This window comes from Paraburkholderia metrosideri (genome assembly GCF_904848625.1).
In the GTDB taxonomy this organism is placed as follows: domain Bacteria; phylum Pseudomonadota; class Gammaproteobacteria; order Burkholderiales; family Burkholderiaceae; genus Paraburkholderia; species Paraburkholderia metrosideri.
Genome location: NZ_CAJHCP010000004.1, coordinates 36,284 through 52,434, shown reverse-complemented (window position 1 = coordinate 52,434; position 16,151 = coordinate 36,284). Strand labels below are relative to the sequence as shown.

Here is a 16,151-nt window from a genome sequence, read left to right as displayed (position 1 = left end):
GCGGGCCTGCTACGACGAAGCCGCATCGGCGGACGAGGCTGCGGAAGCTGCCGCCGCGCCGGAAGCGGCTTCGGAGGCAGGCTCGGAGGCCGCTGCAGCGCCAGACGCGCCGCGCGCGCCTGCGGCCCGTTTTGCGCCAGCCGGCTGGATCTTCGCGCCGTCGTTGAGACGGTCGGTGCCGTCCGTGACGACCTGATTGCCCTGCGACAGACCAGACAGGATCACCGTATTCTTGCCGTCGCTCGGACCGAGTTTGACCTTGTGCACCGAGACCGTGCTGTTCGCGTTCACGAGATACACGAAGTCGCCGGGTGCGCCGCTTTGCACGGCGGCCGTCGGCACCAGCACCGCGTTCTGCAGGGTATCGACCAGCAGCTTCACGTTGACGAACTCGTTGGGGAAGAGCGCTTCGTCGTCGTTGGCGAAGGTGGCCCGCAACGTGACCGTGCCGGTTGCGGTGGCCATCTGGTTGCTGAGCGCGTACAGCGTGCCGGTGGCGATCTGCTGCGAGTTGTCGCTGCTATAGGCCGTGACCGGCAACGTGGCGCCGGCGTTCAGGCGTTGCACGATGGAAGCCAGCGCATCTTGCGGCACCGTGAACTGCACGGTAGTCGGCTTGACCGTGGTGATGACCACGATGCCGGTGCTCGATGACGCCGTGACGTAGTTGCCCGGATCGACCAGACGCAGACCGACCTTGCCCGCGACCGGTGCGGTGATCCGGCAATAAGTCAGGTCGAGATCGAATTGGGCGATGTTGGCGAGATCGGATTTGATCGCGGCTTCGTCCTGTTGCACGAGGAACTGCTGATCCGCGAAGGTTTGCTGCGCGATCGACTTGCGTTCATTCAACTGCGTGTAGCGCACCAGGTCAGCCTGCGCCTGGGCCAGCGTCGCGCGATCTTTGGCAAGGGTCGCCTCAGCCTGCTGCTTGCTGATCTGATACTGACGCGGATCGATCTGCGCGAGGAACTGGCCTTTCTTTACTTCCTGGCCTTCGTGATAACCGACCTCGGTCAGATAGCCGCTCAGTTGCGGCAATACCGTGACGGTTGCCGTTGGGGTGACCGTGCCGAGTTCGCTCAACGTGACCGGCATCGAACCGAGCGTTGCGCTCGACACCGTGACGACGATGGGCGCGACGTCGCGTGTGGGCTTCTTGCGGGTCAGCAGGTGGACCGCGACTACCGCGATCAACACCAGCACGATTACCACGAACACGATGAGCCCGCGTCGGGAGCGCTTTGGCTGCTTGGACACGGTGTCACTCATAAGACTCTCCGAAAACTGATGCTGTCGTTAATGTGTAGTGGGGGCGAGGTCCGCAGACGGGACTGCCGGAAAATGCCATGGTTCTTATTCGTTGTCACTATCGAGCCAGCCCCTGGGTGCGTGTTATGAAAACGTAAGCCGGGCGGGCGCGACGGCGGCGCCACGCCGTGGCCGACGTTAGCAGCATGACGTTCGGTGGATTGCGGTGCGTAACGGCAGCCGCACTTCGTAACGAGCCGTAAACTTTCAGCAAAGCCACCCCGGCATATGACGCGCAGAAAGACCTGCGAATTGCTGCACGGCTGCCGCGCGGGCCGCTTTGAAACGCCGTGTGTTGTTCATCATTGCCTGAGTAGCCGTGTGTGGTTGAAGAATGAGACGGGTTATGGCATCAATGTACCTGGCTCGGGCGAGCCTTGAGTTACATGGTTGCAACATTGTCGTTGTCAGAAAGACTCCGTTACATCTCGACGGGTTGGTCGTTCATGTCGTTCATGTCGATCGGCAGGGAGAAGTTCTTTTATTCATTCTCAATAGTGGCGTGTCGCGTTATTGCAGATCGGTCCAAACCTGACGAATAGCTTTCTGAAATGATGGAGATCTTTTTTCGACAGTCACCATAGCAGACAAGCGCGCGTGTCCGGGAATGATGAATGACTCTAATGAGCCGTCGCGTGTGAAAGAACCCCGTGCCCCTTTAGCAATTCCCGTTCCGTGGATGGAGCGCAGGTGAGTTCTGCAGGACCGCCGGCATGAATCACACGAGCGGCTCTGTTCGCCGCCACGCGAGGCAACCGCGCAGCACGATCAGGATGCACCGCGCAAACCCGTCACTATCCACTGGGGTTGGCCTTATCCGATGACTCGATACGTTGCTTTTTTACGCGCTGTGAATGTGGGCGGCACAGGCAAACTTCCGATGGCCGAACTGCGGGCCATGTGTGAATCGATTGGCTGCACCGATGTGCGAACCTACATCGCGAGCGGGAACGTGGTGCTGGATAGCAGGCTGGGTGAAGCGTCGTTGAAGAGGCGCCTCGAAGAGCGGCTGATGGCCTATGCGGGCAAACCCGTTGGCGTTGCGATACGGAGCGGCGCAGAGCTGGCCGCGGTGCTTGCCGGCAATCCGTTCAAATCCGCTGCGCCGAATCGAACGGTTGCGATCTTTCTCGACGAGCCGCCCCCCGCCGATACGGCAAGTCACGTGAGCGGTCTACAAGACGAGGAGCTTGCGCTCGGCGCTCGTGAGATTTACGTGCACTACAGCAACGGGATCGCCAGGTCGAAGCTGAAAATCCCGGCCGCGAAAAACGGCACTGCGCGCAATATGAATACGGTGGCGACCCTCGTCGAGTGGGCCACTAGTGGCGTTCGGGAAAACGAAGCTTCGAATGATTCCGGCCGTACGAAAGATAGATGACCATGCCGATCACCAGCCACACGACGAGTCGCAACCAGGTGACGAGCGGCAGTCCCACCATCAGCAGCAAACAGAACAGGATGCCGAGAACCGGCACGATCGGCACCCCCGGCACGCGGAACGGACGCATCGCATTGGAATCGCTGCGCCGCAGATAGATCACCGCGCCGCATACGAGGATGAACGCGAACAGCGTACCGATGCTGACCATTTCTCCCAGTACGCCGATCGGTGTCAGCGCCGCCACGATCGCGACAATCGTGCCGATCAGGATCTGGCTCAGGTAAGGCGTCTGAAGACGCGGATGAACCCGTGCAAAAAGCGGCGGCAATAAACCATCTTGAGACATCGTGAAGAAGATGCGGCTTTGACCGTATAGCAGCACGAGAATCACGGTGGTTAATCCGGTTAGCGCGCCGATCTTGATCAGAATGGAGAACCAGTTAAGGCCAATGGCGTCCACCCCTTTGGCAATCGGATCAGGCACATTCAACTGCGCATAAGGCACGAGTCCGGTCAGCACGCCTGCCACCAGAATGTATAGCACCGTGCAAATGACCAGCGATCCCAGGATGCCGATCGGCATGTCACGTTGCGGCTTCTTTGCCTCCTGCGCGGCCGTGGATACTGCATCGAAACCAATGAACGCGAAGAACACGACGGCCGAGCCACGCAGAATCCCGCTCATGCCGAAGTGACCAAATTCGCCCGTATTCGCCGGAATAAACGGGTGCCAGTTTTCCGGTTTGATAAAAAATACGCCAAGCGCGATGAAGGCCACCACCACGACCAGTTTGACGGCCACCATGACGTTGTTGAGGCGCGCGGATTCCTTGGTGCCGAGCACGAGCAGCGTGGTCAGGATCGCGATGATCAATATTGCGGGCAGATTGATGATGCCGGTAGTCGTGGTGCCGTCGGCGAGCTTGATGACGGTACCGGGCGCGGCGGCCATCACGGGCGGGATCTCGAGGCCGATATTACGCAACAGACTCACAACATAGCCCGACCAGCCGACTGCCACCGTAGCCGCGCCCATCGCATATTCGAGAATCAGATCCCAGCCGATGATCCACGCGAAGATCTCACCCAGGGTGGCATACGTGTAGGTGTAGCTGCTGCCGCATACCGGCAGCATCGCCGCGAGTTCCGAGTAGCACAAGCCGACGAATGCGCATGCTATGCCGCCGAGTACGAACGACAGCATGATGCCTGGGCCCGCGAATTGTGCGGCCGCGGTGCCGGTCAGCACAAAGATGCCCGCGCCGATAATGGCGCCGATTCCCATCGCGGTAATACTGGTGGCGCCCAGCGTTTTCGACAGTGAGTGCCCCTCAGCATCGGCGCTCCCCACAATATCGGCGACGGATTTCCGTGCCATGTAGCTTGTATCAGCCATGATGAGTCGTCCCGTTTCAAATGGTGTTCTGGGCACGAACCGACTCGGCTGCTTCGGTTCGCGGAGTACGACAAAAGCATCTGTTACCGAAGACAGGCAGCGGGTGAGGTGAAGAGAAGAGAACTCTGGAATTCAGTGTAGGCCGAAAAAAAAGCAAAGTGAAAGCATGCGACCGAATTGCGCGCATCTTTTGCCCTCGCATGCGTGGTCAATGCGATGAGGAGGGGAGCGGCCGGTTGGCTGAAGGCCGTGACCTTACGTGAGCTTGCGCGACCTTGCGTAACCGTTACTCCGCGCCGACTTGTGCGAGTGCCGCAATCAGGTCGCCGAACCGTTCCCCCTGAACCAGGATATGGCCTCTCAGCGCAGCGGCTGCTGCGTCGCCGTCGCCTGCGGCGAGTGCATCCACGACTGCCTGGTGCTCGTCGAACGATGCGGCAACCCGTCCTTTGACGCGCAATTGCAGACGCCGGTAAGGGCGCAACAGCTTATGCAGCGCTCTCGCCTGGTCATGCAGGAAGCTGTTGTGACTGCCCTGATAAATCAGGCAATGAAAGCGCTCGTTCAGATGGAAGTACTCGTCGGGGTTACCGGCGTCGCGTGCGTTCTGACATTCGACATGCGCGACGCGCAACGCTTCCAGTTCCTGCGCGTCCATGCGCCGCGCCGCCAGGCGGCTGGACATTGCTTCCAGTTCGGCCATGACTTCGAACATCTCGATCAACCTGGGCAGGCTGATTTTGGCGACCACTGCCCCGTGCCTTGGCCGCATCTCCACCATGCCCGCTGCCGCGAGTTGCAGCAGCGCTTCCCGCACGGGGGTGCGCGATACATCGAAACGCGCGATCAGCTCGGCTTCATCGAGCCGCGCGCCGGGCGGAAGATCGCCGGTCGCAATGGCTTCTTCAATGGATTCCCTCAGTTGATCTGCAAGCGTGAGCCTGTTTGTCATGTTTGGACTCCCTACGGAATCGGGTTGACCACAACGAGCGCGACGTCACTGTACGCGTAAACGATAGTTGAGAACGGTGTCTGGCGAATTATAAATACGTACGCAGGCTATAAATATAAAAATAGACTATTTACGAAATACTGACAGGGCTTCCCCGCATATCTGCTGCGATCGCCTTGTGATTTCGTCCATTCCATACGCGCATATTCCTGTTCCTTGACCGTGTCGGAGGACCTGATCATGAAGGTGCAATCGGTAGCGGTATCGGTGGGAGTCGGTGTAGCGATCGCGCTGATCGGCGGCTGCGGAAATGACAGCATTACGCCGCCCGCCCCTGTGTCTCACGGCGCAGGTTTCATCAAGAGCTTTCAGATCCTTTCGAGCGCGCCGGCCTTCGGCGGCGCGACACCGGCAGGCGCAGCGGGTCCTTATCAGGTGATCACCGCGGTCGTGCACGGAGAGCTCGATCCAAACAATCCGCTCAATGCGGGCATCGTGAACATCAAGAACGCGCCGGTAGGCAGCGACGGTTTCGTCGCTTATTCGACCGACGTCGTGATCCTGCGGCCGCAAAGCGCGTCCGCTGCCAAGCGCGTGCTGTTCTATGACGTCGTGAATCGCGGCAGCAAGATCGGCGCGGCGTCATTTGTCGGCGGCGGCGCGCTCGATACCGGCGCGGCGCCATCGTCGAGCTTTCCATCACTGCTGCGCAACGGCTATACGGTTCTATGGAGCGGCTGGCAAGGCGATGTTCCGCTCACGGGCAATAGCACGCTCGCGGGCGCTGGGCTGCTCGGCGCGAGCTTCCCCGTTGCGACCAACAAGGACGGCACGCCGATGACCGGGTTGAGCCGCGAAGAATTTATCCCCGACTATGCGGGCGGCCCTGCTACCACGATTCCGTTGACGTACGCACCAGCCAATCTCAACGACAAGACGTCGGTCACGTTCACCGCGCGGCAATCGTGGCTGACCTCGTATGGCAGCATTCCCGGCGGCTTCGAAAACTATACGGCGCCTTCGGTGCCGGTATCGACGTGGAGCTACACGAGCACGCCGAACAACGTTTATGAAGGCAATTACTCGGTGACGTTCACGCCGCCCGCCACGGTGCCCGGACCCAACGGCACCCAGGTGCCGCCCGACGCCGGGACGATTTACAGCTTCGTGTATCAGGCGGCCGCGCCGACTGTCGACGGTATCGGATTCGCGGCATTGCGCGATCTGGTGTCATTCCTTCGTTACGATGCGACCGATGCATCAGGCGCCGCCAATCCGCTGAACGATCTGAAGCAGGCGGGTTGTGTCGCGACGACGTGCTCGACGACGACGAACTTCGACATTGCCATTGGCGAGGGCATATCGCAGTCGGGCCGTTTCATGAAGGACTTCCTGTATCAAGGCTTCAATGTGGATACGAACGGCAAGATCGTGTTCGACGGCATGTTCCCGATCATTTCGGCCGCGCGCCGTACGTGGACCAATGCAGCCTTTGCACAGCCTGGCCGCTGGTCGAAGCAGCACGAAGATCACTTCATGCCGGGCTTCCAGTTCCCATTCACGTACGCGACCATGACCGATCCGGTTAGCGGCGTGAGTGACGGTCTGCTCAAGCAGTGCACGGTGACCAACACCTGTCCGAAGATCATGCAGCTCGACGGCGCGTTCGAATGGTGGGGCGGCGCAGCATCGCTCGTCGTGACGGACGGACGCGGCAACGACATCCAGTTGCCGTCGAATGTACGTTACTACCTGGTGCCGGGCACGCAGCATGGCGGCGGTAGTGGCGTGACGACCGGTAACTTCATCGTGCCCACGGCGGGCAGCCAGTGTCAGTTGCCGGGCTCGCCGGTTGAAGAAACGCCCGTGGAGCGCGCGCTGATTCCGGCGCTGGTCAAGTGGGTCGGCACCGGTGCGCAACCGCCGGCATCGCAATACCCGACGGTTGCCTCGGGCAATCTGGTGGCGCCGACTCAGGCCACAGTAGGCTTCCCGTCGCTGGCTAACGTGACAGTGCCGAGCGGTCCGGCGGCCACGCCCACGCCTTTGCAACTGACCTTTAACGGCGAATACAACCAGCTGTTCGTGACCGACTATAGCAATGCGGTTCCTGTCGTGAACACGGCGCAGGCCTACACCATTCTCGTGCCCAAGGTGGATACCAACGGTAATGAGACGACCGGCGTGCTGGTGCCGGATGTCAGCGTGCCGCTCGCTACTTACACCGGCTGGAATTATCGCGGCGCGGGGCACGCAATCGGCGACGGCTGCATTTCGAACGGCGCGGCGATTCCGCTCGCGGTGAATGCCGCTGCGCAGGCTGGCGGCAGCGATACACGGGCGACGCTGCAAACGCTGTATGGTGGCAGCCGGTCGAAGTATCAGACGGCAGTGGCGACTGCGGCTAATACGCTGGTGACGCAGGGTTATCTGTTGCAGGACGATGCCACTAACGTGTTCATTGCGAACGCAGCGAGCATTTCCGCGACGTTGTTGCCGCAACCTTGATACCGTGATCTGCGGTACAGCGTGATTGATAAGGCTACCGCCATGACGCAGACTGTCAGAGGGAACTCCGTGATGTACGCCGTCGCGCTGCTGCTCGCAGCGTGCGGCGGCGGTGGAGGAGACGGCGGTTCGGGTACGGCTGGCACGCCCCCCGCGCCGCCGAGTGCGTCGGTTTATCAGAACAGCCTCACGCTCGGCTCGGTCAACGCAGCCTCGCTGTCGGTCATCCCCGCCACGACGACGACCAACGCGATGCTGGTCAGTCCAGTCGTCGCGCCGCTGCTGGTGGCGGGAAATAATTCGCTTGTGTCGATGCATCTGTCCACGACCACGTCGGGTAGTGGCGTTGCATGCGTGTCGGCACCCACCAATAGCATTGGCACGGTGACCGGCGTGAACGCCGGTGTCAACATCAAGAGCGTGGCTGCGTTGCTGGATAACACGTGGAGCGTATCGGCCACGCCATCCGCGGATTGGACGACGCTTGGTGCAAGCGCTGCCGTATTCGACGGCTGGGAGAATTGCGGCGCGAAGGCGGAAGGTGCGCCGTCGCCTTCTTCGACCTTGATAGTCAATGCAGACGGCAGCTTTTCCGATAACGTATTCGACGGCAATCCGTCGACAACGGTCACGACAATCGGCCAGAGCTTCAACGCGGCACAGGCTGCGTCGTTATTGTCGACCGACGGCTATCTCGACATGAGCCAGCCCGCCACGCCGCAGATTATCCGGTTGAAGCTCTATCACAACGCCGCGCATCAGACCGTGCTGGTCGAACAGGGTATTCCAGTGAGCGGCGCCACGAACCAGACACCTGGATTTATCGCCATCTATTTCCCGCGTTGAACGAAGGGCGCTTGCGTTGAATGGGTTCCTGCCTCATGTGCTGTGTGTGGTGCCCCGTATCGCTACGGTCATGGAATAAAAACGGTCCGGGAAAGACGGTCTGTGTTTTCCCAGTGGGCACTCAACTCGGCAAGCGGGAAGGTCTGCGTCGCGACTTGCAGTCCGGCGGGCACGGCCGCATCGAATACTTTTTTCATCGCATCGAATAGCCGCATTAACGGGATGCTCCCAATGCCGCTGCCCAGCAATGTAATGGCTTTCGAGCGGAGCACGGCGGCGGGCAGTTTGATATCAGGCCCGCTGATCGCGCCGATCTGCACAAAGCGGACAGGGTAGTCATCCGCCACTGCGCGTGCCGCAGCGAATAGCAGCGACTCGGCACTCGTTCCCCACAGATAATCCAGTACTACATCCACGCCACGGTGAAATTGCGATTCGAAGGCTTCTATCAGGCTATCCTTGCTTTGCTCCAACGAAATCGTGATGTCGGCGCCCGCAAGCTTCAACGATTCGAGCGCGGCGGCGTTGCGGCCAGTCACGATAATGTGCGCTGCGCCAAGGTGTTTTGCGATCTGCACCGCGAGCCTCCCCGAGGTGCCGGTCGCGCCGTTGATCAACACGGTTTCGCCCGCTGCGAAGCGGGCGCGCTCAACGAGCGCTGCCCACGACGACATGCCCGGAATCGCGATGGCGGCTGCGGTGACGTCGTCCAATGCATCGGGTAACGCAATGCACTGCGCTTGCGGCACCAGACTGCGTTCGGCCATCGCCCCGAACGGGGCGCGCGGTTTGAAGAAGTACACGCGTTGGCCGTTTTCCAGCCGCCCCGTGCCGTCGACACCGGCAACGAATGGATAGCTCTGTGCCGACGAATAGTGCGAGCCGGCGGCTCTCGCCCGGGTGACGTGACTGAGCGAGGACGCCGTGACATTGATCAGACAATGGCCCTCGGCAGCCGTGGGCTCGTCGAATTCTCCATAAACAGGGCGTTCGCCCATGCCCTTAACAACAGCGGCTTTCATGATTGCTCCTTGAATTTGAGGCCGTAAAGCGGGGTCGATCGATTGCAGTCGATGGCATTCAATTGCGATCCCTGTCGATCAGTGCGCGAGGACCCATGCGCGCAGCGAGACATCGCGAATCTCGAACACGTCGAATAGACCAAGAGCGCGCAGAACAGGTAAAGCATCGGCCATGTCGGTTTCGGCCTCGGTCCGTGCACTCGCGCTGGCTCCCGGATCGCTCCAGACGCGCGCATTCGCCAGAAACGCAGCCACCGTGCCTTTGCGGATCGTCACGCCGCGCAACTCCACTTGATCGACGTTATCGGGAAGAAACTGTTCGGCTCGCATCGCACTGCACTCCATTCGGTTGAACATTGAAGTCAAGTGTAGACGTGCAAGCGCGGCCATACTCCGGTATAAATGCCATTCAATACCGTTTTCCGGCCATGTCCGACCCTCTGATTCGACCCGACCTCGTGACCTCTTCGGCAGGTCCGTTCCTCGCTGCGGCTGAACTGACGCAAAGCGAGGCTCGCGCGACGTCGTCGCATAGCCATCCGCGCGGGCAACTGATGGGTGCGCTGAGCGGACTCGTGTCGGTCGGACTCGACCGGCAGACCTGGGTTGTTCCGGCAATTCACGCCATCTGGATTCCGCCGCATTTCGTCCATTCGGTGCGCTCGTATGGACCTTTCTCCGGCTGGAGCGTATTCATTGCCGAGCATCGATGCGCGCCATTGCCGCGAGAACCGCGCGCAATCAGAACCACGCCTCTGTTGCGCGAAGCAGTCCGGCGCGTGGCGACCTGGCCGGGCGTCGAACTCGATCCCTCGCAGACACGGATTGCGGAAGTCATCATCGACGAACTCGCGGCGTCGCGAGCGGAATCGTTAGATCTGCCGCGTCCCGACGATCCGAGACTCGTGCGCCTCACCGATGCATTGGCCAGCGATCTGTCCGATAACCGCCGGCTCGAAGACTGGGCCGCGTGGGCCGGACTCGCGCCGCGTACGCTGAGCCGGCGCTTCGTTGCCGAGACGGGTTTGACCTTTGCACAATGGCGGCAGCAGGCGCGTTTGCTGCGCGCGCTGGAACGAGTGGCGGACGCCGTGCCCGTCACGACAATCGCGCTGGAACTCGGCTACGACAACGTCAGCGCGTTTATCGACATGTTCCGCCGCGCAATGGGCACGACGCCGGGCCGCTATCTGGCGCAGGAGTCGCGCGGAGAATCGGCTAGCTGAGTCGTTCGACGGCGATGCGCGAACGTCATGATTCGCTGAGAATAAATTCTCACCCCCAATGATGGTGCAGTGCAGGGTGATCTCCCACGGTCATCATGCTAAAAACGCACTGTGGGTGTTGGCTGTGGAGACATGCATGCGCCGTATGTAGCGCACAATGCGTCCAGCACCTGGAAGCGTACTGAATTCGCCCGGAGACTCGTGATGCCGTATGTTCCGTCCACCCGACATATCGACCGCGTATGCAACGTCATCGAAGGGCGGACTGTGCGTCCTGGTGCGGACGGCAAACGGCTGGCGTCGTCGTACCGGCGCTCGCTCGAGCAATACCATCTCGACCCTGGCGCAACCGTCGGTCCGCGCATTCTCACGGTGCCCGAACTGCGCGACGTGCAGCATCGCGAAGAAACCTTTCTGCGGGCGTCCGGACAGTGTCTGTCGCGCCTGCATGAAATGGTGCGCGAAGCCGACTACTGCGTGATGCTGACCGACGCGCAAGGCGTGACTATCGACTACCGGGTGGATCGCGAACGTCGCCACGAATTCAAGCGTGCAGGTCTTTATCTGGGCTCCTGCTGGTCGGAAAGTGAAGAGGGAACCTGTGGCGTCGCAACCGTATTGCTCGATGCCGAGCCCATTACCGTTCACCGCACCGATCACTTTCGCGCGGCCTTCACCACGCTGACCTGCAGTGCGTCGCCGATCTTCGGCTTGCATGGCGAATTGCTGGGCGTACTCGATGCGTCGGCAGTACGTTCACCCGACGAGCGCGAGAGCCAGCGGCTCGTCAACCATATCGTGCGGCAAAGCGCGTTGTTGATCGAAGATGCGTTCTTTCTGAGTGCCGCGACCGATTGCTGGGTGTTGCTCGCGCATCGCAATCGGCACTACGTCGAAGCGCAACCGGAGATTCTCATTGCAGTCGACGCCTGCGGCAACGCCGTCGCAGCAAACCGTCGGGCGCGTGAATGTGTGCCGGCGTTGAATCAACTGCCTTGTCATATGGCGGCCCTTTTCGATCTACCGGCGGAGCGCCTGTTCGATTGCAAGGCGAGCCGTGGAATTGTGTCGCTCAGGTTGAACGACAGCGGTTCACCGCTTTACGCACGCATCCGGCCACCCGTTTCCCGGATGCCGGCGCGATCGGCGAAACCCGCCTCGACGCCCCGAGAAACCGTGACAGCGCCGCCAGCCGCGCCCGCGATGTCCGACGGGGATGTACTCGAACGCAATCGCATCGTCGCCGCATTGGGCGACGCGAAGTGGCGCACGGACATGGCCGCGAAAGCGCTCGGTATGTCACGCGCGACGTTGTACCGGCGCATTGGCAGGTTAGGCATTCTGCCGCCGCATAAGTGTTAGACGCGTTTCATCGCTTTCTCTAGCGGGCCGAGAACCCGCGTTTCCTATCGACTATTTATCCGTTCTGTATGGAGGAGCAACCATGCCTGATAACAACGCTAACCGTTCAATCTCCAGTGTTCTGGAGTCCCTTGAAGGCGCATTACGACGTGGCGACACGGCGGCAGCTGTCGAGTTATTTCAGCCTGAATGCTATTGGCGCGATCTGGTCGCATTCACATGGAACATCAAGACCATGGAAGGCCGCGAACAGATCGCCGCAATGTTGAACTCCCAAGTCGGTGCGATCAAACCGTCGAAGCTGAAGCTGGCGGAAGACAGCGAGCCTGCAGCCGATACGAATGGCGTGACCCAGGGCTGGATCACATTCGAAACCGAGTCGGCGCGAGGTAGCGGCTTCATTCGTCTCAAGGACGGTCTGATCTGGACCCTGCTGACAACCATGGCCGAACTCAAAGGTCACGAGGAGCCGAAAGGGCCGAAGCGTCCGATGGGTGCCGAGCACGGCGCGCGTCCTGACCGTACTAGCTGGAAAGAGAATCGCGAGGCCGAACTCGATACGCTCGGAAATTCGACGCAGCCCTATTGCCTGATTGTCGGCGGGGGGCAAGGGGGCATCGGCCTGGGCGCGCGGCTAAGGCAGCTTGGCGTGCCCACGATCATCATCGATAAAAATGAAAGGCCCGGCGACGCCTGGCGCAAGCGCTACAAGACGCTGTGTCTGCATGACCCGGTCTGGTACGACCATATGCCGTATCTGCCGTTTCCTGACAACTGGCCTGTGTTTACGCCGAAGGACAAAATCGGCGACTGGCTCGAGATGTACACGAAGGTGATGGAACTGAACTACTGGGGAGCGACGACCTGCAAGTCCGCACGTTATGACGAAGCAAAGGGCGAATGGATTGTGCAGGTCGAGCGGGAAGGGCGCGAGATTACGTTGCGGCCCAAACAACTCGTGCTCGCCACCGGCATGTCGGGCAAACCGAATGTGCCGAACTTCAAGGGCATGGATGTGTTCAAGGGCGAGCAGCATCATTCGTCAAAGCATCCTGGACCGGACTCGTATCGCGGCAAGAAAGTGGTTGTGATCGGCGCGAACAATTCAGCGCATGACATTTGTGCCGCGCTATGGGAAGCCGGTGTCGACGTGACGATGGTTCAGCGCTCGTCGACGCATATCGTCAAATCGGACTCGCTAATGGAGTTGGCGCTGGGCGATCTTTATTCGGAGCGAGCGGTCGCGTCCGGCATGACGACGGCGAAAGCCGATCTGACTTTTGCGTCGATTCCGTACGCCATTCTTCACCAGTTCCAGATTCCGGTATTCAACGCCATCAGGGAGCGCGATGCGGAATACTATGGCCGGCTCGAAAAGAGCGGCTTCATGCTGGATTTCGGCGATGACGATTCAGGCCTGTTCATGAAGTACCTGCGGCGCGGCTCGGGTTATTACATCGATGTCGGCGCATCCGAACTTGTCGCGAGCGGCAAGATCAAGCTGAAAAGCGGCGTCGACGTGGTGGAGTTGAAAGAGCATTCGGTATTGCTGAGCGACGGCACCGAACTCGAAGCGGATGTCGTCGTGTTTGCAACGGGGTACGGCTCGATGAACGGCTGGGCCGCGGACCTGATTTCACGCGAGGTAGCCGACAAGGTCGGCAAGGTCTGGGGACTCGGGTCGAATACGACGAAAGACCCAGGGCCCTGGGAAGGCGAGCAGCGCAATATGTGGAAGCCTACGCAGCAGACGGCGCTGTGGTTCCACGGCGGGAATCTGCATCAGTCGCGCCACTACTCGCAATACCTGTCGCTGCAATTGAAGGCGCGGATGGAGGGAATCCCGACGCCTGTATTCGGCCTGCAGGAGGTTCATCACGTCGCATAGCCTGACGAGGCCAGCTTGCCGTGCTGGAACGCCGGATTGCTAGCGGCGTTCCAGCACGCGTGGTGCTACCGGTGTTACGCGTCTTTCAACCACGGCATTTCCACGGGCGACACCACCAGATGCCGGAGTTCCCGTTTCAGTTCGAAGATGAACCCGACCAGAATCATCGAGTCGGCATAGGGGATCGGGAACACATGCGGATTTTCCGCGGAACGCAGCGGGCGTGTAGGGGTGTCCGCCGTCGTGGCAGCGTGTTCGCGCACGCTTTCCAGCTCGTCTGCCATGGCCTGCCCGCTTACTTTCAGGACGCGGCTACGCAGGTCGCTGAACGGTTCGATGCGCGCCCCGTCTTCGTTGTATTCGGGCACTTCATAAATGAACCAGGACATGTGCGTCTCCAGAGAAAAGGGCCGCCATTCTAGCAGCGAGTGTGGGGGATTATCACCCGGTGCGACGCCTGCCCAACGGGTTTTGCAATAAAGATAATCTGGTATCGTGAGGCTGAAGTAGCAGGAACTGACCGGTGACCCGCCCCCCAGGCTACTCCGCCTGGACGCGACCTGACAGAGACGGCTAACGATGCCCAGACATAATCCAGCGCTCCATCGTAGTCAGAAAGCCCCCATGACGCGAGGGCGCCGCTGGCTTCTGATCATCGGTTCGATCGTGGTGCTGGTTCTGTTCGGATGGACGCTGGTGGTCATTCTCAAGCCCGCGTTCCAGCGCCGGATCGTCATCACAACCGGCGCGGACAATGGCATCTATCGAAGCTTCGCGGACCGCTACGCGCCCCTTCTGAAGCGCGATGGCATTCAGCTCGATATTCGCAGTTCTTCCGGTTCGGTCGAAAATTATCAGCGGCTAATCAATCCGGACAGCGAATACGAAGTCGGCTTCATTCAGTCGGGCACCGTCAGCCCCAAAGAATCGGATAACCTGCAAACCATCGCTGCGGTGTCTTATGAACCGATCTGGGTGTTCTATCGCGGCAACACCGTAATCGACCGGTTGGCGCAACTGCGCGGCAAGCGGGTGTCGGTCGGTGTTCCTGGTAGCGGCCTGCTGAATGTTTCGATGGTCCTGCTCGGCTATAGCGGCATCAACGCGGGCAACACCACGCTGCTGCAAATGGATGCGCCCAAAGCCTATCGGGCGCTCGAAAGCGGTCAACTGGATGCTGCTTTCTTCATTGGCAGACCCGACGCGCCGATACAGAAAGCGCTGTTGGCCAGCAATCTGAAGCTGATGAGTTTTGTGCAGGCCGAAGCGCTGGTTCAACAGTTTCCTTCGCTTTCCAGAATTATTTTTCCGCGTGGGTCGGCCAGTATCGCCGATGATCTCCCGCGCACCGACGTCACGCTGCTGGCTGCTACCGCTCTGCTCGTGTCGAAGGACACATTGCATCCCGCATTGACCTATTTGCTGCTGGACGCCGCCAGAACGGTCCACGGCGGTGAAGATTACTTTACGCCGCTGGGTACGTTTCCGAATCTGAATAGCGGCGAATTTCCTGTCTCCGATGAGAGTACCCGCTACTTCAAATCGGGCCGGCCGTTCCTGCAGCGTTACCTGCCGTTCTGGCTGGCGAGTCTGATCGAAAGAAGGTTTCTGATCCTGGTTCCTTTCATGGCGCTGCTGATCGGCTTGCTACAGGCATTGCCGCGCCTGATCGAAGCCCGGATCAAGCGGCGGCTGGTGGTCTGGTACCGGGAAATAAAAGCGCTGGAAGACGAGGTATGGCGCAATGCGCGACCTACGCCGGCTCAGATTGCGAAATGGCGCGATGAAATCGAGGACATCGATGCTAACGCCAGCCGGATCCGGATTCCGCATCGCTACTTTCAGGATGTCTATGCGTTGAAGCAGGCCATTGGCATTGTGCGTGACCGAATCTCTCATGTGGCGGGGAAGGTCGCAGAAGAGTGATCTGACAGAGCGTCACATTTTCGCGACGACTGCACTGCGTCATTTATGTTTTCGCTGAATAAAAATTCCTAATTAAAATGCAAGCGGCATTCAATTAATCGAAATAAATTCAGTTAATTACTAATAGCCTTCAGTTGACCCGTCAATCCGCATAAAAACAAAGGGAATTAGTAAAACTACCGATGCTGTAGTCAGACTACATTCTTACATTAGCTTCCACGAAGAATCATTACGGCCCATCCGGCTGGTCCGGTTCCTCCTGAAAGGCAAACGTTTGCGCAGCTATCCTGCGTTGCGTGCCTTCGCGTCCGCCGCCAACCCAACCGACGC

The 16,151-nt window shown here is 59.9% G+C and carries 13 protein-coding genes; 7 read left to right on the top strand and 6 right to left on the bottom strand.

The window, feature by feature from the left end:
- Nucleotides 1-9: 9 nt before the first annotated feature.
- A complete protein-coding gene (locus tag LMG28727_RS08930; protein WP_201641947.1) occupies nt 10-1,272 on the bottom strand; it encodes an efflux RND transporter periplasmic adaptor subunit in 1,263 nt (420 codons plus the stop codon).
- 859 nt (nt 1,273-2,131) lie between these two features.
- Here LMG28727_RS08930 and LMG28727_RS08925 point away from each other — a divergent pair.
- A complete protein-coding gene (locus tag LMG28727_RS08925; RefSeq protein ID WP_201641946.1) occupies nt 2,132-2,692 on the top strand; it encodes a DUF1697 domain-containing protein in 561 nt (186 codons plus the stop codon).
- Here LMG28727_RS08925 and LMG28727_RS08920 read toward each other — a convergent pair.
- Together LMG28727_RS08920 and LMG28727_RS08915 are read right to left on the bottom strand one after the other, a co-directional pair.
- Complete coding sequence (locus tag LMG28727_RS08920) at nt 2,634-4,091, bottom strand: amino acid permease (RefSeq protein ID WP_201641945.1); 1,458 nt, start codon at nt 4,089-4,091, stop codon at nt 2,634-2,636. The genes LMG28727_RS08925 and LMG28727_RS08920 overlap by 59 nt on opposite strands.
- A gap of 286 nt (nt 4,092-4,377) precedes the next feature.
- Nucleotides 4,378-5,043 carry a GntR family transcriptional regulator gene (locus LMG28727_RS08915; RefSeq protein WP_201641944.1) on the bottom strand — a complete coding sequence of 222 codons (666 nt, stop codon included), beginning with the start codon at nt 5,041-5,043 and terminating at the stop codon, nt 4,378-4,380.
- 240 nt (nt 5,044-5,283) lie between these two features.
- On the opposite strand from LMG28727_RS08915, the gene LMG28727_RS08910 reads away from it, so the two are divergent.
- Nucleotides 5,284-7,551 carry an alpha/beta hydrolase domain-containing protein gene (locus LMG28727_RS08910; RefSeq protein WP_201641943.1) on the top strand — a complete coding sequence of 756 codons (2,268 nt, stop codon included), beginning with the start codon at nt 5,284-5,286 and terminating at the stop codon, nt 7,549-7,551.
- A 42-nt stretch (nt 7,552-7,593) separates the two neighbouring features.
- The gene (locus tag LMG28727_RS08905) at nt 7,594-8,397 is read left to right on the top strand and encodes a hypothetical protein (protein WP_201641942.1); all 804 of its coding nucleotides are present in this window, start codon (nt 7,594-7,596) and stop codon (nt 8,395-8,397) included.
- Nucleotides 8,398-8,465: 68 nt separating this feature from the next.
- Here LMG28727_RS08905 and LMG28727_RS08900 read toward each other — a convergent pair whose 3' ends face one another.
- Together LMG28727_RS08900 and LMG28727_RS08895 are read right to left on the bottom strand one after the other, a co-directional pair.
- Entirely contained in the window at nt 8,466-9,419 is a 954-nt protein-coding gene (locus LMG28727_RS08900) for a quinone oxidoreductase family protein (protein WP_201641941.1), read from the bottom strand.
- Between the two features lie 78 nt (nt 9,420-9,497).
- Nucleotides 9,498-9,749 carry a DUF7709 family protein gene (locus LMG28727_RS08895; RefSeq protein ID WP_201641940.1) on the bottom strand — a complete coding sequence of 84 codons (252 nt, stop codon included), beginning with the start codon at nt 9,747-9,749 and terminating at the stop codon, nt 9,498-9,500.
- Between the two features lie 98 nt (nt 9,750-9,847).
- Here LMG28727_RS08895 and LMG28727_RS08890 point away from each other — a divergent pair, with 98 nt between their 5' ends.
- The 3 genes from LMG28727_RS08890 (at nt 9,848) to LMG28727_RS08880 (ending at nt 13,895) form a co-directional block, all read left to right on the top strand.
- Complete coding sequence (locus LMG28727_RS08890) at nt 9,848-10,645, top strand: AraC family transcriptional regulator (protein ID WP_201641939.1); 798 nt, start codon at nt 9,848-9,850, stop codon at nt 10,643-10,645.
- A gap of 204 nt (nt 10,646-10,849) precedes the next feature.
- Nucleotides 10,850-12,007, top strand: coding sequence for a sigma-54-dependent Fis family transcriptional regulator (locus LMG28727_RS08885; protein WP_201641938.1), 1,158 nt, complete (start codon nt 10,850-10,852; stop codon nt 12,005-12,007).
- Nucleotides 12,008-12,089: 82 nt separating this feature from the next.
- Entirely contained in the window at nt 12,090-13,895 is a 1,806-nt protein-coding gene (locus tag LMG28727_RS08880) for an NAD(P)/FAD-dependent oxidoreductase (protein ID WP_201641937.1), read from the top strand.
- A 74-nt stretch (nt 13,896-13,969) separates the two neighbouring features.
- Here LMG28727_RS08880 and LMG28727_RS08875 read toward each other — a convergent pair whose 3' ends face one another.
- Nucleotides 13,970-14,284, bottom strand: coding sequence for a helicase (locus LMG28727_RS08875; RefSeq protein WP_201641936.1), 315 nt, complete (start codon nt 14,282-14,284; stop codon nt 13,970-13,972).
- 235 nt (nt 14,285-14,519) lie between these two features.
- Here LMG28727_RS08875 and LMG28727_RS08870 point away from each other — a divergent pair, with 235 nt between their 5' ends.
- Entirely contained in the window at nt 14,520-15,821 is a 1,302-nt protein-coding gene (locus LMG28727_RS08870; RefSeq protein WP_201641935.1) for a TAXI family TRAP transporter solute-binding subunit, read from the top strand.
- The last annotated feature ends 330 nt before the right edge of the window (nt 15,822-16,151 follow it).